The organism is Vibrio sp. DNB22_10_4, from assembly GCF_052879755.1.
This window is the reverse complement of the sequence record NZ_JBNNXW010000001.1, coordinates 812,790-838,717: the sequence shown is the minus strand read 5'-3', so window position 1 is coordinate 838,717 and position 25,928 is coordinate 812,790. Positions and strand designations below refer to the sequence as shown.

The window sequence follows — 25,928 nt, the reverse complement described above, 5'->3', positions numbered from 1 at the left end:
CAGTACAGAAATCATTCTATGCTGCATCTGTTCGTTGAAACGTGAATCGCACTTCACACCCCTGCTCTTTCGCAGAATGTATCGAAAAATCTGCGTTTAAGCGCGCCGCACGCTCTTGCATGATACTCATTCCGTAGTGATCCAACTTCTCCATCGCTTGATCGAATCCTACGCCGTCATCGGTTATCTTAACCGTGACCACTGCATTTTCTTCTTCTAGGCAAGAGACCTGAATTTTTGAAGCTTTTGCATGTTTAATCGCGTTAAGCACTGCTTCTCGAATCAACTGCAGTATGTGCACTTGCTCATTGGCACCTAGCTCCAAAGATGACATTTGATTATCTAACGCTATATCGGCGGGGGTTTGGCTATCTAGTTGATTCAGCATCTCAGTTAACGCTTCACCAAATGTGCCTTCTTTAATCGACAATCTAAACGTAGTTAGTAGCTCTCTAAGCTGAATATAAGCATTATCCAGCCCTTCTCGTATATCATTGAGCACGACAGCAGATCGGCTGCCCTCAAGACTGCCAAACTCCTTGCTAATAGAGCGATTCAGCAGTGTAACCTGTATCTTTAGGTAAGACAGCGACTGAGCCAAAGAATCGTGAAGCTCACGCGCTATTGTAGCTCGTTCTTCCATCAATATAAGCTGTTCGGTCTGTCTCTGTGATTTATTATAGTAAACCGCACGCGCTAAAATTTGCGCAAAGTTGTCCACCAGCTGTTCATCAGGACACGGCAAGCCGATTTGATATCGCAGTTGCCCTAAGGTTTCACCATCGAGTTTCAGTGCTTTAATTCGTTCAGAATTACCATTGAATTGACCTTCACTTACTACCCATGGTGTGCCTTCTACTTCAGAAACTTGAAGCTCAACCGCCGTAATACCTTCAATACTGTAGATGTAACTAAGGATGGCTCTGAAGTTTTCATGAGATATACGCGTGGCAGTTAGTTCCTGCGACGATTGATAAAGCACTTCCAATGACTGATGAGCATGCTGCAACTTATGCGTTTTCTCATTCACGGCATCCTCTAGCCCCCGGTAAAGCTTCCCCAGGTCATTGGCCATGTTTTTAAAAGCGCGGCCTAAAATGCCAAGCTCATTATCAGAACGCAGATCGACCTTAACATCAAAGTAGCGATTTTGAATCTGCTCACTGGCTGAAATTAACTGACCTAACGGCCTTACAATCTGCTTGCGCACGAACAAGACCACATAGATAGCAACGATAAGGATTCCGCCTAAACCTATACCACCCGCCCATGCTAAACGAATCAGCTTGTTTTCAGAGTGCTCTTGAAGCTGTAACACAAAGTGGTCAATGCCATCCACAAAGTCTGCGACGAGGTGCAAATACTGCTGGCGGTCTTCGCTCACCAATATTTTCTTGAGTTCATGCCAACGTATGATGACTTGATAGTAGTCTTGAGTGATTGCTTCTGGTACATCCCAAGATTGCAGCGCTTTCATAGAGGGTGAGTAGAGGGAGCGCTCAAACTGCTCAACATGGGTATGATACTCAGGTGAGTCCATTTGAATATCGTTCGCCAATCTATAGCTTTGCATTCGCATAGACCCCGACACATTGACCGCTTCAGCATCATTCAAGCTCGACGCCAAGGTCAAAATCGCGAAATTGGTTGTGATTAACGAGAGCAATAAAATCAAAATCATCGCCTTCGCTATGGTTCCTGTGACGGATTTTGTCGGTTTTTTCATAATCCATTCATCTCATCAAATTATCGAATGCCCGCAAAGCCATCATCTCGAACGTGCTAAAACTAGAGCCAACACTATCCATCTATTGTCAGTAATTTATTGATCCAAAACAAGCTTAGCACTCAATTACCTCCTAGGAGGTATTTATACAAATGTGTCGAAAACTACAATTCATATGACTATTAATTAAAGATTGTTAACAGGTAAGGTGGGCTACACTTTTGTTATTACACATTTCATTGGTGCCATGAATGGTAGATATTGCAAAACGACGTTTGTTTAGACGCAAAGCCATCGATCCTACCCAAATCAGACTCCCTTGGGTCAACAATCTTGAACAGTTTACAGACTTATGTACCCGCTGTGGAAAATGCGAAGAAGTTTGTGAAACAGGAATTATCCATAAAGGCGACGGCGGCTACCCTGCTATCGACTTCGCAGTTGATGAATGTACCTTTTGCTACAAGTGTGCAGAAATCTGCCCAGAGCCTATATTTAATGGTATCAAGACACAACCATGGAACGCCAAAGCCGTCATTAATGACACTTGCTTAGCGCATAATAATGTTGAGTGCAGAAGCTGTGGTGATAGCTGCGAAACAATGGCGATTACGTTTAAGTTACGTGCAGGTGGTGTCGCGTTACCTCAATTGGAGTTAGCAGATTGTAATGGATGTGGAGCCTGTGTGTCTCCGTGCCCTACTTCTTCTATCTCAGTGAGCAATGTCTAGAAACAGAATTAAAAATAACAAAGAGAACACCGTTTAATGTCACTAAACGAAGTACATATCTCAAGTTTGGTAGTTAACTGCAAGGCAGAACACCTCGCACAAGTTAAGAGCGAAATCGAGAAATTCGATAACGCAGAGATCTATGGAGACAGTGAGGAAGGCAAGATCGTTGTCGTCCTAGAGACCGAAAACCAAGGTTTCGTCACTGACACTATTGACGCTATCAACAACTTACCTAACGTCCTAACCTGCGCCTTGGTGTTTCACCAAATTGAGTCCGGGCTAGACGACGATAAAAATAACACTGGAAGTAACCATTCCCAATTAGAGGGTGAAGTATGAAAATGACAAGACGTGCGTTCGTGAAAGCGAACGCAGCGGCATCAGCGGCGGCTGTAGCGGGTATTACCCTTCCTGCATCAGCAACCAACCTGATTGCTAGCTCCGACCAAACAAAAATTACCTGGGATAAAGCACCTTGTCGTTTCTGTGGTACAGGCTGTTCTGTACTAGTAGGGACGCAAAACGGTAAAGTTGTTGCGACCCAAGGTGACCCTGAAGCGCCAGTTAACAAGGGTTTGAACTGTATCAAAGGTTACTTCCTGTCTAAAGTAATGTACGGTAATGACCGCCTTACTCAACCTCTTCTTCGTATGAAAGATGGCAAGTTCGACAAAGACGGTGAGTTTGCACCTATCTCTTGGGACGAAGCGTTCGACATCATGGCTGAGAAATGGAAAGCGTCTCTCAAAGCCAAAGGCCCAACAAGCATCGGTATGTTTGGTTCTGGTCAGTGGACCGTTATGGAAGGTTACGCTGCAGCTAAAATGATGAAAGCAGGTTTCCGTTCAAACAACATCGACCCGAACGCTCGTCACTGTATGGCATCTGCGGTAGTGGGTTTCATGCGTGCCTTTGGTATTGATGAGCCTATGGGTTGTTACGATGATTTCGAGAACGCTGATGCATTCGTGCTTTGGGGTTCAAACATGGCAGAGATGCACCCGGTACTTTGGACGCGTATTACTGACCGTCGCCTAAGTCACCCTCATGTTCGCGTTAACGTACTGTCTACGTACTACCACCGTTCATTCGAGCTTGCAGATCACGGTTACATCTTTAATCCACAGTCTGACCTTGCGATCGCAAACTTCATCGCTAACTACATCATTCAAAACGATGCGGTTAACTGGGACTTCGTAAACAAACACACGAACTTCAAACAAGCTGATACCGATATCGGTTACGGTCTACGCGATGACGATCCACTGCAAAAAGCAGCAGCAAACCCTAACTCTGGCAACATGAGTGATATCTCATTCGAAGAGTACAAAAAATCTGTTGCTCCATACACAGTAGAAAAAGCATCAGAGATCTCAGGTGTTGAGCCAGAGAAATTGATTGAGCTTGCGAAACAATACGCCGATCCAAACACTAAAGTGATGTCACTTTGGACTATGGGTATGAACCAACATACTCGTGGTGTATGGATGAACGGTTTGGTTTATAACATCCACCTACTAACAGGTAAGATCGCTACTCCGGGTAACAGCCCATTCTCATTGACTGGCCAGCCATCAGCATGTGGTACTGCTCGTGAAGTTGGTACTTTTGCTCACCGTCTACCGGCTGATATGGTAGTTGCAAACCCTAAACACCGTGCGATTGCTGAGAAAGAATGGAAACTGCCAGAAGGCACGATCCCACCAAAACCTGGTTTCCACGCTGTACTGCAAGACCGTATGTTGAAAGACGGCGTTCTAAACTGCTACTGGGTTCAATGTAATAACAACATGCAAGCCGGTCCTAACATTAACGAAGAGCGTCTGCCCGGCTACCGCAACCCGGAAAACTTCATTGTTGTTTCTGACCCATACCCTACAGCGACAGCGCAAGCTGCTGACCTTGTTCTTCCAACCGCTATGTGGATTGAAAAAGAAGGGGCTTACGGTAACGCAGAACGTCGTACTCAAGCTTGGTATCAACAAGTTGAAACCGTGGGCGAAGCAAAATCTGACTTATGGCAAGTTATGGAGTTCTCTAAGCGCTTCAAGATGGAAGACGTTTGGCCAGAAGAGCTTCTAGCGAAAGCACCAGAATACCGTGGCAAAACAATGTACGACATGCTGTTTAAGAACGGTCAAGTCGACAAGTACCCTATCGAAGAAGCTCGTGAGTTGAACGATGACGCACACCACTTCGGTTACTACGTTCAAAAAGGTCTTTTCGAAGAGTATGCAGCGTTTGGTCGCGGTCACGGTCATGACTTAGCACCATACGATGTTTACCATCAAGTACGTGGTCTACGTTGGCCGGTTGTTGATGGTAAAGAAACACTTTGGCGCTACAAAGAAGGCTCAGATCCATATGCGAAAGCAGGTTCAGGTTGGGACTTCTACGGTAAGCCAGACGGCAAAGCTTTGATTATTTCAGCACCATACGAAGCGCCACCAGAAGTGCCAGACGAAGAGTTTGACTTGTGGCTATGTACCGGCCGTGTTCTAGAGCACTGGCACACAGGTACTATGACTCGTCGTGTTCCTGAGCTGTATAAAGCTGTCCCTGATGCGGTATGTTACATGCACCCAGAAGATGCTAAGGCTCGCGGTGTACGTCGCGGTGAAGAAATTCTCATGGCAAACAAACGCGGTGAAGTTCGCGTACGTGTAGAAACACGCGGTCGTAACCGTCCACCTCAAGGTTTGGTATTCGTACCATTCTTCGATGCTCGTATCCTAATCAACAAGTTGATTCTCGATGCGACTGATCCTCTGTCCAAACAGACAGACTTCAAGAAGTGCCCTGTTAAGATCACCAAATTGGCTTAACAGAGAACGAATGAGCAATACGGCTGCTCCAGTAGGAGTAGCCATCGAAGAATTAGCCTAAAGGCGGAGAAACAAAAATGAAAAAATTGATTGTTGCTATTCTCTCTGTTGGTGCACTTATCGCCGGCGTAGCACAAGCAGAATTGAATAACCCGGGTGGAACTGGTGGTCTAGATTCACTCCGTGGTAGTACAAACCTTGAAGACACTCGTCCTGCGGATGACTTCAAACACACACCTAAAGACCAACTGGTAGAGAGTTCATATGTGTATCAGCCTCCACTGATCCCTCACCAAATTCGTAACTATGAAGTATCGCTTAACGCGAACAAGTGCTTGGCATGCCATAGCTGGAAGAATGCGAAAGAAGCAGGTGCAACCAAAATCAGTGTGACTCACTACATGAACCGTGAAGATGCTGTGTTGGCTGATATGTCTCCTCGTCGCTACTTCTGTCTTCAGTGCCACGTACCTCAAGTTGACGCTCAACCTTTGGTTGGCAACGATTTCGAGCGCGTTGATTCATTGCGTACTGAATAGCCAATTGAAGTAGAGAGAGGCTATATATGAAATTTTTAAAAGCGTTTTGGAAACGTCTTAAGTCACCAAGTAAAGTCGCGGCAGGCGTTGTTCTGTTTCTCGGCTTCTCTGGCGGGCTTTTGTTTTGGGGTGCGTTTAACACGGGTATGGAAATGACCAACACCGAGGAGTTTTGCTCGGGATGTCATGCTCCTATCGTAGCGGAAATCCAGGAAACTATTCACTGGTCAAACCGCTCAGGTGTTCGTGCTATCTGTTCTGATTGTCACGTTCCACATAACTGGACAGATAAGATCATTCGTAAAGTTCAAGCATCGAAAGAACTGTTCGCTCACTATGTACTCGACACTATCGGTACAGAAGAGAAATTCCAAGCTCGTCGTGGGCACCTAGCAGAGCGCGAATGGGCACGACTAAAAGGTAACGACTCACTGGAATGTCGAAACTGTCATGAGTTCGATTTTATGGACTTTTCTGAACAGGGTCCACGAAGCGTTCAACAACACTCGACAGCGCTTGCGTCAGGTGAAAAGACTTGTGTAGATTGCCACAAAGGTATCGCACACCGTCTACCTGACATGGAAGGCGTTGAAGGCTGGCAATAAAGGAGCACTGAATGAGCACATTTGAATCGGTTATTTGGCACGTGCTTGGCTACGCCGCAATGCCGGTCATCATCTTGTCTGGATTTGTTGGGGTTGCAGCCGTATCACTTTGGTTGCTATCTCTTGGTAAAGACAAAGAGATATAAACACGTCTAATCAATCACTAAGCCTCGCATTCGCGAGGCTTTTTTTATTCGCAAACCAAAATGTCTACTATATTTAAATAAATCAATAAAATTAGATAAATAGAGTCAGGTTCCCTTCTAACAATGCAGGAATAACCTCGACCTTAATTAGGTTTCGCTTGTCCATGTCCAAAAAGTCCAGTGGGTTAAAAAAATTCTCCATTCGCCGCGCAGTAGCGCTGCTCTTTATCGTCGCGATCTCCGCCACAGCGATATTGTCTGCATCCGTAATTTATTCGCTAACCAAACAACGAGAAGTTGATACCGCGCTAGACACGCTCGAACTTGTCTCCTCCATCGTATCTGATCGACTAGAGCAGTTCGATAAAGTAGGAGAACAAACCACAAACCAGTTGACCTACTTACTAAATACAACACCCGGAAAAAAAACCACAGCAGAGCTTATCGAACTGTTTGGCGCCGCTTTCGTAGGCAATAACTTTTTGCACAGTATTTATATCGGTTTTGATGATGACCACTTTGTTCAATTGTTTAATGTTGAACCTGAATATATCCGCAGGCAGCTTGACCTAATGGAAGGCGAAACGTGGATGGTGGTTGAACACCAAACTAATAGCAATAGCCGAATTAAAACCACTCGCTACTTCTTCGACAATTTGGAACCTAGCAGAGAGGTTACCAATCTTAGCAATTACTACCCAACAGAACGTGGCTGGTATACGCGCGCAAAACCCGGTTCAGTAAGCAAATCTCAGCCGTATTTATTTCACAACATCAGAATCACTGGGCAGACCTTCTCCAAACGCCTACCAGATCGTAATGCTGTCGTTGGAGTCGATATCTCTCTAGCGGGACTTGATGGTCACTTTGAGCAATCCCTAGAAGATGTCGAGCTTCTTAAAGGAGCAGAAGTTTATGTGAGCAGTTTCGATGGTCGAATAATCGGAGGTAATCATTTTGATTCAAAAAGTATTGATCTCCCTTATGTCAGTACCATGCCCCTAAGCGATGATCAAATCACTACCGTGATAAACGCCCCTGTACTCACTGTCTCTAACCAACTCAATTGGGAACCTATCGATTTTGCTGTGAGTGGTGAGCCTTACGGATTGGCACCCGATCTATTTAGACTGATTTCCGATACTACGGGTTTACAGTTCCAATATGTCAATGGTTTGCATTGGAGCGAACTCGTTGAAGGTTTCCAAAAGCAAAATATTGATATTCTTCAGTCTATCGCCACGACTAACACCATTACCGAGTCACACCTCGAAGGCGATATACTCTACGAACTCGACTATGCAGTGCTCTCGCACCAAAACGTCTCCGCGATAAACTCACTATCAGATCTGTCCGGCAAAACCATCGGCATGATTGATGGCTGGTCAGTGACGCAAAGGCTTATCGATACATACCCTGACATAACCGTCTATCGATACGATACGTACAGTGACGCGATAAAAGATGCAAAGGATCAAAGAATAAGTGCGGTACTGGACAATCGAGCGATTCTCGTCAACAAACTAGCGCGGCATGATGATGGAGAGCTAACCCTTCGAACTATTGCCGATGACAGTATTTTACCGAAAGGCTTTACCTTCGTCGCAAGGGAAGAACTTCAGCCGTATGTCACCCTTGTCAACCAGTCTCTTCAATATTTAAAAGAAATTGGTGTACTAGAACAAATGAAAACTCGCTGGCTGGCTTCCCCGAAACAAACCTTAGGGCACATTAACAATGAGACGTTGTTATCACGTCTCGCCGACCCTGCAAGTTTTGGTGATATCACCGCCATTGATATCGACAATAAACCAAGTTACGTATTCGTCGATAAAGTAAACAACGTACCTGCGGAGTATCTAATCATATCGTTACCGGAAGAAAAAGTGCTGGGCCATGTCTATAACTACGTAATCTACAACGTACTGTGGACACTAGCAGCACTGGTAATCATGGTCCCCATTGTTTGGTATTTCAGTACCCCGCTTTCTAACCCTATCTATCGACTCGTTAAAGAAACAGACAAAGTTAAACGTCGTCAATATGACCAAGTCGAAAAGCACAGCAGTTCAATTCGTGAAGTCGATGAGCTTTCTACTGCCATCTTTGAAATGTCTCAATCCCTAAACCAATATCAGCAATCTCAGGAGGAGTTCATAGAATCGATAATCCAACTAATTGCGAAAACCATTGATAGCAAATCCCCATACACAGGAGGGCACTGCCTGCGCGTACCAGAGCTTGCGCTCATGTTGGTTGACGCCGCTGAACAGGAAAAAGATAACACGTTTGAGAATTTCCATTTTAAAAATGACGCGGAGCGCCGTGAGTTTAGGATAGCCGCTTGGCTGCATGATTGCGGCAAAATAACCACACCAGAATACGTCGTAGATAAAGGTACAAAGCTTGAAACCAATTACAATCGCATCAATGAAGTCAGAACTCGCTTTGAAGTGTTATGGCGTGATGCAGAAATTGAGGCGCTGAAATCTGAAATTGACGGGCCAGAGAATAAACAGCAAATCATCGAAGCGCTCCAAGCTCGCCAACAAACGCTTCGCGAACAATTTGACTTTGTTGCTAACGTCAATATCGGTGGCGAGTTTTTAAATGACCAAGACAAAGAGCGACTCATCGAGATAGCTAAACAGCCGTGGCAGCGCTATTTCGATAATCAATTAGGCTTATCACCGGTGGAAGAGAAACGCATGTCCAAACAAAGTAACTCACTCCCTGTCAGTGAATCGCTCCTCAGCGATAAAATCGAGCACGTTATCCATCATCACAGCGAGATTACTTACCCACCGGAGCTTGGCATAAAAGTGGATGTCCCTGAGCATCTCTATAACCTAGGGGAACTGCACAACCTCACCATATCACGAGGCACACTAACGGCCGAAGAGCGCTTTAAAATCAACGAACATATGATCACTGGCATCCAAATGCTGAGTAGCATTCCATTTCCCGAAGATCTGCAGAACGTTGAGCGCATCGCCACCACTCACCACGAAACAATGAAAGGGACAGGATATCCAAGGCGGTTAACTGGAGACGAGTTATCTATACCCGAGCGAATTCTGGCGGTTTCCGATATTTTTGAAGCACTCACAGCCTCAGATAGACCGTACAAAAAAGCGAAAACCATCAGTCAATCACTCGATATTCTGCACAATATGGCGCTGGATAATCATGTGGATATCGAAGTCTTTCGTTTGTTTGTTCGCAGCAAAGTGTATATGGATTACGCCAATCAGTTCTTAGAGCAAAGCCAAATTGATGTGGTAGATGAGAGTAAGTACCTCTCAGACAGTTAGAGCAGGCTAAATCAAAAAAGGGCACCACGAGGTGCCCTTACTTTAAATCAGCCACCGGTTAAGGTGCAGTGTCAATTTCAACCGGTTGATAGTGTTTCGCTTCAAGGTGCAGCCATTCTGGGATAACAGTGCCCATCGAAATCGACGACCATGTACCAGAAAAAATACCGATAAACATCGCCGTAGCAAATCCTTGCAGCGCGTCACCACCCAGCAGCCATAGCGCTCCTACGGTAATTAGCGTCGTACCAGAAGTCACCATGGTTCGAGCGAATGTGGCAATGACGGCTTGGTCACTCACGTCCGCCGTTTGCTCATTCGGCTTCAGTTTCAAGATTTCACGAATTCGGTCGGCGATGATAATAGAGTCATTCAACGAATAGCCCAACACGGCTAGAACCGCGGCAAATACCGTTAGGTTAAACTCCATTTGGGTTAATGCGAAGAAACCCAAAACTAAGATCACATCGTGCAACAGCGCAGCTAATGCACCACTTGCTAAACGCCACTCAAATCGGAAGCTCAAATATCCAAGGATACACAGCAAACAAACCAACAGAGCCAGGCCACCTTGGTCATATAGCTCTTGGCCAACCTGAGCACCGACTATGCTGTCGCTCACCACTTTCGAGTGCGGATACGCATTCGCTAGCACTTCTTTGAACGCTTGATGTTTTGCTGCATCTTGGTCAGCAGCGTAACGAATTGTCCAACGGCCTTCTTCGCCCGATTTGGTGACAGAAATCCCCTCGCCCAATAGTGGCGTCAAGGTGTCTCGAAGCTCACTTTGAGTCGTAGCACTGCCCAGTTGAACTTCCGATACCACGCCTCCAGTGAAATCTAGGCCAAGATTCAATCCACGGATACCCACCGCAGCGACAGACAACACCACTAAACCAATCGACAATATATTAGTGAAATAACGAACATTACGAATGTGCGATTTAAAGAACTGTTTCATGCTTAAACCCTTACCTCACGACGAGTGTCGCGACCCCAAACAAGATTGATGATAGCGCGGGAGGCAAAAATTCCCGTAAACATACTAGTGAGTAGACCTAACCCAAGCGTTAAAGCAAACCCTTGAATAGGACCGTTACCAATAGCGTATAAGATCACAGCAGTAATCATGGTCGTGATGTTGGCATCCAAAATAGTCGCCACAGCAGAGTTAAAGCCCTGATCAATCGCTTGAGCAAAACTGCGCCCTTCTGCCAGTTTGTCTCGAATACGTTCAAAGATAAGTACGTTGGTATCCACCGCCATACCTACAGTAAGCACTAGGCCAGCGATACCCGGAAGTGTTAGCACTGCCCCTGGAACTAAGGCAATCAAACCAAGCAAACAAGACATGTTCAGAATCAGTGCCACATTGGCAACCCAACCCAAACGACGATACCAGAGCGCCATAAAGGTCAAGGTCAGTCCCATACCCAATGCCAACGCCGCAAATCCATTCTGAATATTCTCTGCACCTAGTGATGCACCAATAGTACGTTCTTCTACAATGGTGACCGGTGCTGTAAGCGAACCTGCTCGCAGCAGAAGTGCAAGCTGCTGAGCTTCCTCTAGGTTACCTGAACCGGTAATACGGAATTGACTGCCAAGCTGAGATTGAATCGTTGCCACACTGATTACTTTCTCACTGCGCTCCGTCTCACCACGGGCATTCACACCATACTCGCGATACACAGTTGCCATTGGTTTGCCAATATGTGTAGACGAGAAGTCGCTCATCTTCTTGCCACCAGCGTGATCAAGGGAGATATCAACTTCCGGACGCTTCATCTGATCGAAGCCCACTCGCGCATTCACGATGTGCTCACCCGTCAACACTGGCTTTTTCACCAGCGTAACAAACTGACCTTGCTCATCTTTAATACGTAAAGTCGATATTGGATTCGATGACGTACTGACTTCATGAAATGCGAGGCTAGCGGTTGCACCAATCACTCTCTTTGCCAATGAAGGGTCTTGGACACCCGGGAGCTCGATTCGGATACCTGTGCTGCCCTGGCGCTGAACCATGGCTTCTGTGATACCCAACTCTTCAATACGCTGACGCATGATCTTAAGGTTTTGCTGCATTGTGAGCGTTTCAAACTCAGTGTAAGGCTGCGCTTTCATCGCAATCGACAACGCATTGCCTTCCCCTTTCGCTTGCCACTCAGGGTAAGTCGCATTAACAAACTTACGAACCGCGATTTCCCCTTGCTTGTCTTTGGCAGTAACGCGAATTGCCGTGTGTGACTCTGGTCTTACTGACACACCAAATACACGTTCATCTCGAAGTTGCTGTTTGATTTCATCAATCACGGCATCTCGCTGCTCTGAGACGGCTTGGTCAACGTCAACATTGAGTAAGAACTGAACACCACCACGCAAATCAAGGCCTAATTTAATCGGCGTAAAACCCATAGTTTGAAGCCATTGCGGTGCAACTGATGTGTAAGAGTAAGACATGGTGTCTTCTTTACCGACCCATTTCCCCAGCACATTGCGAGCATCCGTTTGCTCGGCTTCGTTATCAAATACCAGCTGAGCAACATGATTCTCAACGGTGATCGACGTCGTTTCAACACCTTGCCCTGTCAACAATGAATTGATTTTAAACGGCGTATCTAAATGCGTGTTCTGCTGGCTTAACTTAATCTCAATCGCGGGTTTCTCGCCAAACCATGAGGGCATCGCGCTAAGAGCTAAAATGACGCAAGTGACGACCAAGACAAGGTATTTCCAAGTGGAATAATGATTCAACACTGCTCTGGGTTGTTTTTTTGTACGCATAGTTTTCCCTCAGCCAAAAGGCTGAATATATAAAAAATGAAATGCACTAGATCGCCTGTGCGAAATTGAGCACAAGTCTAGTAATTAAGAAATAGCAAAGGGGAACTAAGCGTAGAGCGAGCTCAAATAGACGTATAAGGTGTTGCCATCTTTCCAACCACTCAAACGGTGCTCAGAAGCAGCATGACGAAAATAGAAAGGAGTGAGCAGTCTTGAATCTACTGAGCAAACAAACTGTTCAAAGTAGCAAGAAGCACCTAAATCAGCGATTTGAGTGTAATCTGGCGCTTCTTGTTCACGTGATTCTTGACCGCTGTTGAACCATCGCAACGAAGACAAAATGCCTTGCGCGTCATGCTCACCAAATGAATTAGACGTTGGTCGATTAGGTTTGCGTGGATGGGTTGGGCGCTGATTTAGTTTTGAAGAAAGTCTGTTCGATAACTCACGCGGTGTGCCCACCGACTTATGGGAAGCGTCATAGGAGCTTTGGGAGTGCGTCCATACAGCGATGCTTGTATTATCAACTCGGTCACCTTCAAAAGTATCAGATGCAGCAAACCCCATTGGCGCGAAAAACGCGACAACAAAAGCAAGCAAAAATGACACACTGAACCGACTCAAAGACATAACCTCTATACTAATAGGCTCGCATTATGTGCCTAACCTAGTTAGAAGACAAATAAAAAAAGCTAAACCATTAAGACAAAGAGTTTGAAGCCCTTTAATGTCCGTCATCTTGAGGTAATACAGCTCAGCAACTATATTCAAAATGGTAGTGGTGAAAAGGATAAGACAATGGAACTGTCACAGAATGAAAGACTTACACTCGTCAAATACGCGCTAGGTGTGCTCGATGGTTGGGGTGCATCCAATCATCAAACCGAGGCCATTCTTGAACTTTCACAAGAACAGCACGCTCGCCTTAAAGTGACTCCAGCGACCGTACCAGTAGGTCCATCGACCTTTGAACGAGTGCATCTTATTGTCGAAATAGATGGCTTGCTCCGCACCGCCTTTGAAAGCTCTCATTTTATTAACAACTTCATCAACGTGCGCAATAACTCCAAAGCATTCAATGGCTACGCCCCCATCGAACATATTGAGCACGGTGACCTCACGTCAATAAAACGACTCAAACAATGCGCACAAGAAATGGCGCGTACTGCAGACAAAGAACGAGACAAATCTCCTTGGTAATCGCTTTGCAGACGTTAAAATATCTTTCCGCTGGCAACATTCAAGTAAATTTTATGTTCGGCTTCAATACCACCACAGTAAGTAAAGTAGACGCTATCTTTGTGATTAATTGATTTAATCCAACCGCCGACTTCTTCAAAGTCAGCAAGGCGACATTGTTTGCCTTTGATAAGCTGAGTACTGGCGTCGAGAAAGGCTTCTTGAAAGCTCATATAATGATCGCTGTTCTCGATGTACTCTTGTAGTACATCAAACCAATCGCTCCCAGATAATTTTACCGGCTCTACAGACAAGTGAGCACTATCGACCCACTGCGACACTTCATCAGCTCCCTCTTCCAGCTGATAAATTGGCGCAATTCGAATCCAATCACCACGCCTCTCCATCACATTTAGCTGCTCGCCATAGTAAGCTATACCGTCCGGTATCGAGGTGGTTTCTGGTTGCAAGTACACGGTCTCTGCGGCTCGAGAAACGTAATATTGATTAGGAAGTGGTTTTGGTTCCGGAGTCGGCTCCTCGATTTTTGAAGGCTCGACGAGGGCTTGAGGAACCTGAGCTTTGCGATCTGCGCTGGTTTGAGGTGGTTCGGACTCATCGAAATAGCCAAGATAATAAGCCCCCCCGCCACCAGCGCCCAAAAGCACGGCACCTATGCCAAGGCTCAATAAAATTTTTTTCACTACTCTCTTACCCTGCCTTCCACATATATTGATACACACTGTATCGGCACATACGAAATCAAGTTTAATTAATAATTGGGCTGAGTATCAAATCCTGAGCTAAATCAGCCAATTATTTTTAGCAACACAAGCATTCACAGAACAAATGATTATGTTAACATTCCGATTCATAACAGATAGTTCCGTTACCAAAATTCATTCACTTGATAGACGCTGACTAAAAAATCGTGAGCATCATTCCATAAGTGATGCCACTAATGTTGCTGGTCAGCCTATTTTGTTCGAATGTCGAGAGCTATCACCTAGTATATCTGTATCGTTATTTATAAGGCTTGTTGTAATGCGTGTAAGTTCTATCTCTAGCCCCATGTTAGCCCGTACACTGCGTCTAAAGAGCGTCGTGTTGAGAGGACTAGGGCTTATTGCTTTAGGGCTTTGTACAACAAGCTATAGTGTGACAAGTTTTGCGTCAGATACAGCAATCGAAGTATCACCAGTACCAGTCGAACAAAATAAGACTTTTACCATTGGCGTTTTAAGTAACAAAGCTCGAAAGCACATTGGGTTTACCTCGCCTATAGCCAAATACCTAGGACATCAACTTGCTCCCTATGGCTATACAGAGGGGCGTGTAAAAGTCACCAATTCCATCATCGAATTAGGCCAATGGCTAGATAGAGGTGAGATTGACATGGTGTCTGAAACTTTGTTTGCGGCCTTAAAACTGCAGGAAGAACACAAAGCTGATATTCGTTTGCACCGCTGGAAAAAAGGTCAAGCCGACTACCAAACCGTGTTCTTTGCCCGAAAGGATAGCGGTATTCATACCCTTAACGATCTCGTCGGTAAAACGCTTGTTCTCGAAGACAGAAGCTCCACCTCAGGCTTTTATATGCCTATACAAACATTAATAAGCCAACAATTAGCGATGGCTTCTCAGCCTGGTTCGAGTCGAATCACCAATCAAGAGAACATTAACATCGTCGTTGCTGGCGACATTCTTCGCAGAGCTGATGAAATTTCGCTATCTACATGGGTTGCACATGGTCAAGCAGATGTCGGAGCCTTTGCCAATACCAACTGGGAGGATTCTGGTGATATGCCTCCGCACATAAAACCGGAAATGGAAATCATCTATCGCACTAAGTTCATCCCACGCAGTGTCATTTTGCTGCGTAGAGATCTACCTTTTAAAGTAAAACAGGCTATCGAGACAAGTCTGGTCAATGCCCATCAATCAACAGAAGGAAAAGCCGCACTGTATAAGTTTCAGAAAACCACAAAGTTTGAGTCATTCTCCCCCGAACGATTGCAATCTTTCGCCGATTACAATCAATATCGCATGCAAATCGAAAGCATGTGGTTTCAGTAGGTAGACGGATAATGAAGCTGAAATTACGACTACAAGGGCAGTACATGCTGGTGACATTCGCACTAGCAGTAGTGATGACGCTAACTAGCGCCGCGGTGCACTTGTGGTTGGCATCCAATCACTCACAGCGGCTACTCCACGAACTCACTGTACAAAATAGTAAAACCTTTCGAACCGAGCTCAGTAAACGCGCAGAGCAAATGTCTAGTTATCTGTCAAAATCAATGTTCGATCCACTCTATATGTACAACTTAGAGGAAGCGGGGTATTTGCTCGAACCACTGCTACAAATGGATGAACTTAAAAGTCTCGTCGTATTTGATAGCAAGGGACATGTTTTTCATGACGGCGACCCCTCACTTGAGATGCTTGGAAGAAATCTGCCATTTCCCTATGATGTCAGCGCAGTCTTAAGCCAAGGTCAACGAATTCATGAGTTTTCTGATGAGCGTTTAGTCATCATTCGTCCAATTCAAGTGGCAGACGAAATCATTGGTGGGATTTTTATTGAATTTTCATTAGATAAAGTCGATCGCGATATCGCAAACATGGCGACACTCATTGAATCGACCAATGATCGTTCTCAAAAAGCCTTATATCTAGGTGTCTTAGGCGCCGCAGTACTATTGCTGTCCTGTTCAGCAATAATGGCTGCCATCATTTCTCGCCACTGGAGCCGGCCATTGGTTAAACTCACTGAGCAGGCAGAGTCCATTGGACGCGGAGATTTCAAACTAGCGCAAGCTATGAGCACAGTGAAACGGCAAGATGAGATCGGCAATTTGACCGTCGCTGTTCAGTCTATGGCGTCAAAGCTTGAACAGCGCACTCAAAAAATTTCGCACCTAGCTTACCATGATGCGTTAACCGACCTCCCGAATCGAACCCGCTTCATTCAACACTTACAAGGTACGATTAAATCCTACCCTGCAACATCGTTTAGCGTGTTATTTATTGACCTTGACGAGTTTAAGGTTATCAATGACAACTATGGTCATGATAGTGGCGACTTTTTGCTAATGCGACTAGCGGAAAAACTCTCCACATGTGCACGCGAAATCACCAACGATCATCCACTGACTATGATTTCTAGGATCGGCGGCGACGAGTTTTTAATGTTGATCCCACATCTTAAAACGACGGAAGATGTAGATGGCTTAGTGAAAAAGATCTTCCTAGCAGTTCGCTCTCCTATTCTGATGGAAAATGAAGAACTCGTGGTGGGAGGAAGTATAGGTATCGCTCGTTATCCACAAAATGGTAAAACGGCCGAAGATCTGATCAAGAATGCCGATATTGCAATGTATCGAGCAAAGGCTGATGGTAAAAACACACACAAAGTGTTTACGCCCAAAATGCTCAAGTCGGTCACGCACCGAGCGAATATCGAGCGCGAACTTCGACGTTCACTCGCTGATTTGCAACAGTTTGAGCTATGGTTCCAGCCTTTGGTTTGCCTAAAGACTGGCCGGATTATGGGCGCGGAATCATTGGTTCGCTGGCGCCACCCCGTCTTGGGCATAATTCCGCCTGCCGACTTTATCCCAATCGCCGAAGAAACGGCGATGATTCTGCCACTTGGTCAGTGGCTCATAGAACGCTTGTGCTTCCAGATTCAGCAGTGGATGCCTTACTTTGCGCACGATTTTCATGTTTCTATTAACATTTCGTCCAAACAGCTTTATCGACAAAACCTAGTGGAAATGTTCGCGTTCTACATGGAGAAATATCATGTCCCCGCACGCACTATCCGCATGGAAATTACTGAAAGCTTGCTACTGCAAGATGAAGATGAGGCTGAACGTACGCTAAAAGAAATCCGCGCAAGTGGCATTGAAGTTTGGCTCGATGATTTTGGTACCGGTTATTCGTCATTGAGTTACCTTCGCCGATTCACGGTAGATGGCATTAAAATTGACCAATCGTTCGTCCGAGACATTATTACCGATTCCAAAGATCAGCAGCTCGTTCAGGCTATGGTCGCTATGGCCAATAACCTCGATTTATTGGTGGTTGCTGAAGGCATCGAAACCGAAGAGCAAGCCAATACACTGTCTAGAATTGGCTGTGAAATCGGTCAGGGTTATTACTTTGACAAACCGATGCCAGTCGATGACTTTGTTAAGAAGCTAATCAATGAAAGTGAGTCCAACGTCATTGAGTTCAAACTTTGAAGCTGGTAGTCGGTATTAACCGAATACCAGCTTCAATGTCACTTGCTCGATTATCTATTGAGCATCTGATCAACCTCGACAGCCAGCGCTACTGAAGCGCCAACCATTGGGTTATTGCCCATTCCAATAAAACCCATCATTGCAACGTGTGCTGGAACTGACGAACTTCCAGCAAATTGCGCATCAGCGTGCATTCTGCCCATCGTATCTGTCATACCATAACTTGCAGGACCTGCTGCCACATTATCAGGATGCAACGTTCTGCCTGTGCCACCTCCCGATGCCACTGAGAAGTATGATTTACCTTGCGCTAAGCGCTCTGATTTGTAGATCCCAGCAACCGGATGTTGAAAACGTGTTGGGTTGGTCGAGTTACCTGTGATACTCACATCAACATCAGCAGCATGCATGATTGCGACGCCCTCTCGAACTTCATCAGCGCCATAGCAAAGGATTTCACCACGCTCCCCTTGGCTAAAGCGCTTGCGGCTGACCTCATTCAATACGCCATTTTGATAATCAAACTGTGTCTTAACATAAGTAAAGCCATTAATGCGAGATATCAGATAAGCAGCATCTTTACCCAAACCGTTGAGAATCACTTTCAGAGGCGTTTTTCTCGATTTATTAGCATTCAGCGCTATTTTGATCGCCCCTTCTGCTGCCGCAAACGACTCATGGCCAGCCAAAAATGCGAAACATTGTGTCTCTTCACTTAATAGTCTTGCCGCCAAGGCACCATGCCCTAGGCCAACCTGTCGCTGAGCCGCCACACTACCAGGTTTGCAAAATGCCTGAAGGCCTTCACCGATGGTTAGTGCCGCGTGCTGTGCAGTAGATACTTTTCGATGTAACGCTAAAGCGCTACCAAGCGTATAAGCATCGCATGCATTATCAAAAGCAATAGGCTGTGTTTCAATCACCAGCTGTTTTGGGTCAATGTTATGTTTAAGGCAAAATTGATAGGCTTGCTCTAGTGTTTCTAAGCCCATTTCATTCAGTAGCGTTTGTGTTGTGATAGTCATAATTGGCTCCTCAATTAGTCTTGACGTGGGTTAACGAAAGTTACGGCTTCATCAAATCGACCATAGCTGCCTTTTGCCAGCGACATGGCCTCATCCGCAGGAACGCCTTTGTTGACTTCCGCCATCATTTTTCCAAGATTGAGGTATTCATAGCCGATAATTTCGTTATCGGCATCTAACGCAAGTCGAGTGACATAACCTTCAGCGACCTCCATGTACCTTGGCCCTTTAGATCGCGTACCGTAACTCGTTCCCACTTGACTTCGTTGAGTTTTACCTAAGTCCTCTAACGCAGCACCAATTTCTAGTCCGCCTTCCGAGAACGCTGATTGCGTACGGCCATAGGCAAACTGCAAAAAAATTTCGCGCATCGCGACGTTAATAGCATCACAAACGAGGTCGGTATTCATTGCTTCAAGAATGGTCTTACCGGTGAGAATTTCACAAGCCATCGCAGCGGAGTGCGTCATACCCGAGCAACCAATTGTTTCAATCAGTACTTCTTCAACCACACCGTCTTTAACATTGAGTGTCAGTTTAGCTGCACCTTGTTGAGGCGCACACGCACCGACACCGTGGCTAAGGCCAGAAATAGCGATGACATCTTTTGGATTAACCCAACGACCTTCGACAGGAATAGGCGCAGATGGATGTAGTGCCCCTTGTTGGATCGGACACATAGATTGAATTTCGTGGGCGTATTGCATGATGTTTTCCTCTAACGGGAAAACAGGTGTAGGAATCGGCTTAGATCTACAGTTACCGTATGATATAGGCATCACACGAACAAGTTACACCTGTTTTCAGAAACTGTAGGAGTCATCAGCCAGTTGGCGGTTAATTAGGTGGAACCCCATCACCTTGGCGACAATAGTAGATCCAAATCACACTTTTTAGCAATGGGCAGCACTAGAACCATTCGTCATAACAATTTATCGCTTTATACCTATCCAGTTGTAAGTATAGAATTATCAATCGTTACAAAAACAACATATTAAGCTAACTTATAGGAAGGTATCCTCCTGTCAGTACGACGTCAATTCTTGTGGAAATACACTTGTATTTCAGGGACAAACTATTGATGCATCAATTTTAGCTAACTAGAATTTACCCCTTTTATCTTAATGAATGTTTTAACATGGCGCTCGCAAGCTATTTTACTTGCAGCAACAGTGGAGAAAAAAAGTGTCAACAACGCAAACCGGTGATCAAACCCAGAGCTGGAAGTTTATTCTGGTACTCGCCATTCTCGCGGTGGTGTTTAGTGGTCTATTCGATCACGATGTCTGGACGCCAGACGAACCTCGCGTAGCTGCGATTATTCATAGCATGTACCTCACTGGGGACTTTATCATTCCTCAATTTGCGGGCATATCATTCGTTGAAAAGCCCCCTGTTTTCTTCGTCATATCGACGCTTTTGATGCATGCCACGGGTCTCGACGCCATCATGGCAGGTCGCCTAGCGCTTTCCCTACTTTGTCTTGGCTCGTTGGCCGCGACCTATCGCATCGCTTACCTATTCAAAGGTGAGAACTATGCGTGGATGGCACTCGCTGTTCTGGGCACCCTAGAAGGCTTCGTACTTAACTTCCACTGGCTTCGTGTTGATGCTGCGTTGATGTTTACTACTGTTGCCGCAACATGGGCTTTCAGCGAAGCGTACTTACGTCAAAAGCTTGGCTACTTAATCATCGCAGGTGCTTTCACTGGTCTTGCATTCTTAAGCAAAGGCCCGGTTGCTATCGTGCTATGTATCGGATTAGCTTGGGTGCCACTTGTACTGCGTGCGCTGCATTTACGTAAACGGTTCCCAGAGCAAGCTTCGCCAATGGGTCAGTTCATCGCTATGCACCTTATTGGTATTGCTACCATGTGTTTGGTTGCGGCGAGTTGGATATACCCATTCTACAAAAACGCCTCTCCAGAACTTTGGAAGGCTTGGTTCTGGGATAACCAAGTTGGCCGTCTGACTGGTTCGGCAACGAATACATTGGGTCACAACCACGCTGGCAAACCTTTCTACTACGTAAAAGGTATACTTGAATACAGTGCTCCGTGGACACCACTGCTCGTGCTTTGGCTTGGTCACTTTGTTTATAAATTACGCCAACCAAAACAGCTATCTTGGACTGACAGCTTTCTAGCATTCTGGTTTGCACTTGCGATTTTCGTCTTGTCCTACTCAGTGACAAAACGCTCAATGTATCTAGCCCCACTAATGCCACTATTTGCATTGATTATTGCAGATGCCGCCATGACATTAGCAGGCAAATGGTTTGACTGGTATCGCCGCGCATGGCTAGCTCTGATGTCATTTGTGCTGGTCGCCTTTGCCGTAGTTCCTCTATGGTCTGGCTTACTTCCTGAGCACAAAATTCCACCAGCACTAATGGAATGGTTAAGCACGTGGCACTTAGTTGCTTTGATCCCACTAGCCGCTATCGCTCTGATGGTCATTGTTGAGCGCAAAGGTTGGCCACAGTGGAGTAAGATGGCAATTATGACGGCACTGTTTTTCTCAAGTGCATTCACGTATTTGTTCCCTGCTATCGACATTGCCAAGGATATGAAGCCAGACCTGGCTACGTTTGTTGAACAGGTGCCTGAAGAAAAGCGCGATCGTATCGCTAGCATTCGTTTCTCAGAAACGATGACGTCGATCTTCTTCCTGTATCACGATTGGTCTGTACCACGAGTCGATAAAGAACGTGCGCAAGCGATCCTTGATGGCGTCGATCCAGAGTACGACTACCTACTTTTAGATAGAAGTAATTCAACGCAGGAAGTCATTTCGTTTATGGGCCTCAGAGCTGGTACTGAGTATGAAATTCTCGCTAAGGGTACGCCGCGAAGTGATAAGGTGAATGATGCCGTATTCTGGCTCGCAGGTAAGTAAAAGCTAAATTCTCCTACCAAGCCCCTTATGTTAAGGGGCTTTTTCATCTCTCGTCAGCGCGACCTTGCAAGTATTATTTCGAGTAAGATCACACAAATACGTGCACACCTTGCAACAGCACACACGGCGTTAACAACAGGTTACAAACTTTTTTACTAATACTAATTGAGTATCAAACAGTTAATGAGGTGAGTCTCAATTCGGATATGCACCACCTATAAGATCCGTCGTTTCATTGCCAGTTCGCATTGGAATCAGTTAGCATAAACCCCTATCATATGCGCCCGGTCGAGAGACTATGCCGCTCAAACCACAACCTGTTGCAATAAAAACCAAACAATTGTCACAATAAGAGGGTAAGATAGCGGCGCAATACAAATAATAAACAACGTCACAGGCTCAATATCATGTTCGAACAAAAACAATTTGAATTGATGAAAAACACACTTCAGGGAAAAGTAAAAAACATTGATGTTATCCCAAGCTGTAGCAAGGAATCACTGCTAGATGCGATTAAAGGCGCTACGTCCGTCAACGATCTTATTGGCATTAATAAAGCGATTTTGCGATTAGTTAGCAAAGCCGCCTAGACAAAGCAGCCCAAGAAGAGCAACCATCGCGTTGCTCTTCTTTGTCATTCCATTGGCAAGCTCTCATTCCCCCAATCAATCTACCAAGCCAAATTCAGTCGTTTTGAAAATCATTTCCACTTGATCTTTCTCAATAAAACGTTAACGTAGTCGCTCTTAACTTTGGGTTTCTGCCCTACTCTCAAAAATAGAGAAAGATTTTTTGCAAACCTTCAGGCACACCATTTTTCGCGTTTTGCTATTGCTTACTGCCCTTCTGGTAGTGGCTCTGTGCGCACTGAAAACTAATGTCGCCTATCACAGCAAGTTACAAACTGCTCCAGTCGCATCAACAAGCACGTTGAACTTAGCAGAGTTACTTGATAGTGAGTCTCTAGACAAAATCGTTCACGACTCGGCGTCAGGGACAGAACCGTGCTTTGTTACTAAGAAGCTGCTTACTCAATCTCTTCCTAGCATCGAAGACCTAACACCTTTTCTGTTTCTTATTGCGCTCATTGCGATAGCTTCTACTCGCCTTTCGCAGCATAAGCACTTCAAACGCTCGGATGAGACGCCAACAAAGTACCGGCTTCATCTGACGCTCTGCACATTTAGGGAATAAAAAAGTATTCACCAAGGTCTATTAATTACTTTTTGGAGAATACTGTGTCGAATACATACACTGAAACTAAATGTGCCCCTGTTAAGGCACTTACTATTTTGCCGTCAATAAGTCGGCTGCTAAGCATTGCTTTGATGCTTATCATAACGAATGTCGCCGCGCTCTACAGCGTGAACGCTTTTGCTCAATCCACAGGTTGGATAACTGATCCTATGCACCCGCCTGTTAAAGTGAGAGCACTGTCCACCGGGCATATCGACCCTACCACCCGTCGAATGGAAATGGTAATGGATGTCGAGCTCGACGGTGATTGGAAAACCTATTGGCGCAGCCCCGGTGAAGGGGGTGTTGCGCCCGAGTTTGACTGGAGCGATTCAACCAACATCGAGAAAGTCGATTGGCACTGGCCAGTACCCGCGTACTATGAGCAGTTGGGTGTACTCACTTTAGGCTATAAACACGAAGTGAGTTTTCCGCTTATCGTAACGGTTAGTGACCCGACAAAACCGATTGAGCTCAAAGCAAACCTGCGTTTGCCAAGTTGCACCAATATCTGTGTGATTACTGACTATCCGATCGAACTCACCATAGACCCAGACTCACTAAAACTGGACTCCGACGCAGCCTATTTGTTTGGGCAAGGAATGAGCCTTACGCCTAAAACCAGCGAGCAGGTTGAAGTTACTGATAACTACTGGGATCAAGAAGCACAAACTTTAACGCTTAAGCTTGATTCCAAGACTGCTTGGTCAAAACCGTTCGTTCTTGTTGATGGGAAAGATGTGGCAGATGAGTTCTTCTCTCAACCTAAGCTGACTATCGATGGACAATCACTCTACGCCAAATTCGACGTTAGCAACTGGCTAGGCGAAGCCAATATTGCCGATAAACGCATTCAGGTTACCGTGTCAGATGAACTGATTCTGGCCGAAACGTCGACCATCGTGACCACAAGCCTGATGGCAGTACCCAATCAAGGTGGATTGTTGTGGATGCTTGGCTTTGCTCTATTGGGTGGCCTTATTCTAAACATCATGCCATGTGTACTTCCGGTACTAGGGATGAAGCTCAATTCAATTATCTCCGGGGCCAGCCAATCGAGAAGCCAGGTTCGCTTTTCATTTTTAGCATCTTCAGCCGGTATCATCACCTCATTTATTCTGTTGGCAGGCACTCTTAGTGCATTAAAGATGGCTGGCCACATGATTGGCTGGGGGATTCAGTTCCAAAGCAGCGGATTCATTATTCTTATGGCCGTTGTTACCTTGCTGTTTTCCGCCAATCTACTTGGATTATTCAACATTCAACTGCCAAGTTCGATGAGTACTTGGCTCGCCACAAAAGGTGACCATAGCTACAGCGGGCATTTCATACAAGGCATGTTTGCGACCTTGTTAGCAACGCCCTGCAGCGCACCATTTCTTGGAACGGCCGTCGCTTACGCCCTGGGCGCGAGCTACGGTGAACTGTGGTTAATTTTCGCCTTTTTAGGCATTGGTATGAGCATTCCTTGGCTACTGTTTACCGCTTTTCCTGGACTAGTAAAGGCGTTCCCTAAGCCAGGGGCTTGGATGAATAAGCTTAAGCTGGTGTTTGGATCAATGATGCTACTGACTAGCCTCTGGTTGACCTCATTACTTTCTGCATTTTTTGGTACAGCCGCAACCGCGGTGATTATCGGCGTTATTGTAATAGCCTCGTTCATCCTAGTCGGAAAAGTCTATGGCCGAAAAGCATTCATCTTGATCTCCGGGCTCTCGGTATTTGCATTGGGCGGCAGTTTGATCGTTGGCAGCGTCACTGCAGATAGTTGGTCAACTCCAATTGTCGATGATCTCAACTGGCAACGACTGGATGCCCAATCTATTCCTTCGCTCGTAGCAGAAGGTAAAACGGTATTCGTCGATGTCACCGCAGACTGGTGTATAACCTGTAAAGCCAACAAAATTGGTGTCGTTCTTCAAGACCCAGTTTACAGTCACCTGCAACAAGCGAACGTAGTCACTATGCGAGGTGACTGGACCACACCAAGTGACAGCGTCACAGGTTACCTACAAAGCTATGGCCGATTTGGGGTACCGTTCAATATTGTCTATGGTCCTAAACACCCAGAGGGAATAGCACTACCTGTCATATTGACATCAGAAAGCGTCACACAAGCGCTGAATGCTGCAAATGGAACACCCAATGACTAAACCTACTGGATGGAAACACACACTCATAAAGTGGAGTAAAGAGCTTGTCAGTATCTTCATCCTGATAACGCTTGTGTCACTTGCCATCGATTGGTATCGAAGCCTGAACATGCCGCAAGGAGATGCTCCTGCTATCCAGGCAATGACTTTGGATAGCGTACCGGTCGACATTATCACCCAAAGTCACGAAGAGCCTGTCGTCCTCTATTTTTGGGCAACTTGGTGCGGGGCATGCAAACTGGTAAGCCCTACAGTGGATTGGTTTTCCAACCACTATCAAGTGGTATCCGTAGCACTTTCTTCAGGATCCGATGAGCGTGTCCATCGATATATGCAGGCGAAGGACTATGAGTTTCCTGTCATCAACGATTCAAATGGCTTAATAAGTCGCCAGTGGAATATCAGCGTCACACCAACTATTGCTGTCATCTACAAAGGCAAAATTGAAAACATCTCGATAGGCGTGACAACGCCAATGGGATTATGGCTAAGAATTTTCTCTGCTCAGTAA

At 45.6% G+C, this 25,928-nt stretch carries 22 protein-coding genes and 1 riboswitch; of the genes, 15 read left to right on the top strand and 7 right to left on the bottom strand.

Features of this window, described 5'->3' with window-relative positions:
• Positions 1-16: 16 nt before the first annotated feature.
• Entirely contained in the window at positions 17-1,729 is a 1,713-nt protein-coding gene (narQ, locus tag ACVA6Q_RS03590; RefSeq protein WP_446647173.1) for a nitrate/nitrite two-component system sensor histidine kinase NarQ, read from the bottom strand.
• A gap of 248 nt (positions 1,730-1,977) precedes the next feature.
• On the opposite strand from narQ, the gene napF reads away from it, so the two are divergent.
• The 7 genes from napF to ACVA6Q_RS03555 all read left to right on the top strand — a co-directional run bounded on the left by napF (position 1,978) and on the right by ACVA6Q_RS03555 (position 9,889).
• On the top strand, positions 1,978-2,457 hold the full coding sequence (gene napF / locus ACVA6Q_RS03585; RefSeq protein ID WP_446646549.1) for a ferredoxin-type protein NapF: 480 nt from the start codon (positions 1,978-1,980) through the stop codon (positions 2,455-2,457).
• A gap of 36 nt (positions 2,458-2,493) precedes the next feature.
• Positions 2,494-2,799, top strand: coding sequence for a chaperone NapD (locus tag ACVA6Q_RS03580; protein WP_446646548.1), 306 nt, complete (start codon positions 2,494-2,496; stop codon positions 2,797-2,799).
• Positions 2,796-5,285 (top strand): periplasmic nitrate reductase subunit alpha, encoded by a 2,490-nt coding sequence (gene napA, locus ACVA6Q_RS03575; RefSeq protein WP_446646547.1) that lies wholly within the window; start codon positions 2,796-2,798, stop codon positions 5,283-5,285. The genes ACVA6Q_RS03580 and napA overlap by 4 nt, the downstream gene beginning before the upstream one ends.
• Positions 5,286-5,362: 77 nt before the next feature.
• Entirely contained in the window at positions 5,363-5,824 is a 462-nt protein-coding gene (locus tag ACVA6Q_RS03570) for a nitrate reductase cytochrome c-type subunit (RefSeq protein ID WP_042495465.1), read from the top strand.
• 26 nt (positions 5,825-5,850) lie between these two features.
• Positions 5,851-6,429 carry a NapC/NirT family cytochrome c gene (locus tag ACVA6Q_RS03565; RefSeq protein WP_353499529.1) on the top strand — a complete coding sequence of 193 codons (579 nt, stop codon included), beginning with the start codon at positions 5,851-5,853 and terminating at the stop codon, positions 6,427-6,429.
• An 11-nt stretch (positions 6,430-6,440) separates the two neighbouring features.
• Positions 6,441-6,575, top strand: coding sequence for a TIGR02808 family protein (locus tag ACVA6Q_RS03560; protein WP_353499530.1), 135 nt, complete (start codon positions 6,441-6,443; stop codon positions 6,573-6,575).
• A gap of 164 nt (positions 6,576-6,739) precedes the next feature.
• Complete coding sequence (locus ACVA6Q_RS03555) at positions 6,740-9,889, top strand: HD domain-containing phosphohydrolase (RefSeq protein ID WP_446646546.1); 3,150 nt, start codon at positions 6,740-6,742, stop codon at positions 9,887-9,889.
• Positions 9,890-9,947: 58 nt separating this feature from the next.
• Here the strand turns inward: ACVA6Q_RS03555 and secF are convergent, their stop codons facing one another.
• The 3 genes from secF to ACVA6Q_RS03540 form a co-directional block, all read right to left on the bottom strand.
• Entirely contained in the window at positions 9,948-10,850 is a 903-nt protein-coding gene (gene secF, locus ACVA6Q_RS03550) for a protein translocase subunit SecF (RefSeq protein WP_353499532.1), read from the bottom strand.
• Positions 10,851-10,852: 2 nt separating this feature from the next.
• Positions 10,853-12,676, bottom strand: a complete 1,824-nt coding sequence (secD, locus tag ACVA6Q_RS03545; protein WP_446646545.1) for a protein translocase subunit SecD — start codon at positions 12,674-12,676, stop codon at positions 10,853-10,855.
• A 105-nt stretch (positions 12,677-12,781) separates the two neighbouring features.
• Positions 12,782-13,300 carry a hypothetical protein gene (locus ACVA6Q_RS03540; protein ID WP_446646544.1) on the bottom strand — a complete coding sequence of 173 codons (519 nt, stop codon included), beginning with the start codon at positions 13,298-13,300 and terminating at the stop codon, positions 12,782-12,784.
• Positions 13,301-13,474: 174 nt separating this feature from the next.
• On the opposite strand from ACVA6Q_RS03540, the gene ACVA6Q_RS03535 reads away from it, so the two are divergent.
• Positions 13,475-13,876 carry a hypothetical protein gene (locus ACVA6Q_RS03535; RefSeq protein ID WP_446646543.1) on the top strand — a complete coding sequence of 134 codons (402 nt, stop codon included), beginning with the start codon at positions 13,475-13,477 and terminating at the stop codon, positions 13,874-13,876.
• 14 nt (positions 13,877-13,890) lie between these two features.
• Here ACVA6Q_RS03535 and ACVA6Q_RS03530 read toward each other — a convergent pair whose 3' ends face one another.
• Entirely contained in the window at positions 13,891-14,559 is a 669-nt protein-coding gene (locus ACVA6Q_RS03530; RefSeq protein ID WP_446646542.1) for a hypothetical protein, read from the bottom strand.
• A 340-nt stretch (positions 14,560-14,899) separates the two neighbouring features.
• Between ACVA6Q_RS03530 and ACVA6Q_RS03525 the strand changes: the two genes are divergently transcribed.
• Together ACVA6Q_RS03525 and ACVA6Q_RS03520 are read left to right on the top strand one after the other, a co-directional pair.
• Positions 14,900-15,931, top strand: a complete 1,032-nt coding sequence (locus tag ACVA6Q_RS03525) for a phosphate/phosphite/phosphonate ABC transporter substrate-binding protein (RefSeq protein WP_446646541.1) — start codon at positions 14,900-14,902, stop codon at positions 15,929-15,931.
• An 11-nt stretch (positions 15,932-15,942) separates the two neighbouring features.
• On the top strand, positions 15,943-18,105 hold the full coding sequence (locus ACVA6Q_RS03520; RefSeq protein WP_446646540.1) for a putative bifunctional diguanylate cyclase/phosphodiesterase: 2,163 nt from the start codon (positions 15,943-15,945) through the stop codon (positions 18,103-18,105).
• A gap of 50 nt (positions 18,106-18,155) precedes the next feature.
• Here ACVA6Q_RS03520 and ACVA6Q_RS03515 read toward each other — a convergent pair whose 3' ends face one another.
• Together ACVA6Q_RS03515 and ACVA6Q_RS03510 are read right to left on the bottom strand one after the other, a co-directional pair.
• Entirely contained in the window at positions 18,156-19,130 is a 975-nt protein-coding gene (locus ACVA6Q_RS03515) for a GGGtGRT protein (protein ID WP_446646539.1), read from the bottom strand.
• Between the two features lie 14 nt (positions 19,131-19,144).
• A complete protein-coding gene (locus tag ACVA6Q_RS03510; protein WP_446646538.1) occupies positions 19,145-19,837 on the bottom strand; it encodes an iron-sulfur cluster assembly scaffold protein in 693 nt (230 codons plus the stop codon).
• A 99-nt stretch (positions 19,838-19,936) separates the two neighbouring features.
• Positions 19,937-20,000, bottom strand: a riboswitch (Fluoride riboswitch).
• Between the two features lie 315 nt (positions 20,001-20,315).
• Between ACVA6Q_RS03510 and ACVA6Q_RS03505 the strand changes: the two genes are divergently transcribed.
• The 5 genes from ACVA6Q_RS03505 to ACVA6Q_RS03485 all read left to right on the top strand — a co-directional run bounded on the left by ACVA6Q_RS03505 (position 20,316) and on the right by ACVA6Q_RS03485 (position 25,928).
• Positions 20,316-22,028 (top strand): ArnT family glycosyltransferase, encoded by a 1,713-nt coding sequence (locus tag ACVA6Q_RS03505; RefSeq protein ID WP_446646537.1) that lies wholly within the window; start codon positions 20,316-20,318, stop codon positions 22,026-22,028.
• A gap of 407 nt (positions 22,029-22,435) precedes the next feature.
• A complete protein-coding gene (locus tag ACVA6Q_RS03500) occupies positions 22,436-22,618 on the top strand; it encodes a hypothetical protein (RefSeq protein ID WP_112462494.1) in 183 nt (60 codons plus the stop codon).
• A 202-nt stretch (positions 22,619-22,820) separates the two neighbouring features.
• Complete coding sequence (locus ACVA6Q_RS03495; protein ID WP_446646536.1) at positions 22,821-23,222, top strand: hypothetical protein; 402 nt, start codon at positions 22,821-22,823, stop codon at positions 23,220-23,222.
• A gap of 134 nt (positions 23,223-23,356) precedes the next feature.
• Complete coding sequence (locus ACVA6Q_RS03490; protein WP_446646535.1) at positions 23,357-25,417, top strand: protein-disulfide reductase DsbD family protein; 2,061 nt, start codon at positions 23,357-23,359, stop codon at positions 25,415-25,417.
• Positions 25,410-25,928 carry a protein disulfide oxidoreductase gene (locus ACVA6Q_RS03485; protein WP_446646534.1) on the top strand — a complete coding sequence of 173 codons (519 nt, stop codon included), beginning with the start codon at positions 25,410-25,412 and terminating at the stop codon, positions 25,926-25,928. Before ACVA6Q_RS03490 ends, ACVA6Q_RS03485 begins: the two co-directional genes overlap by 8 nt.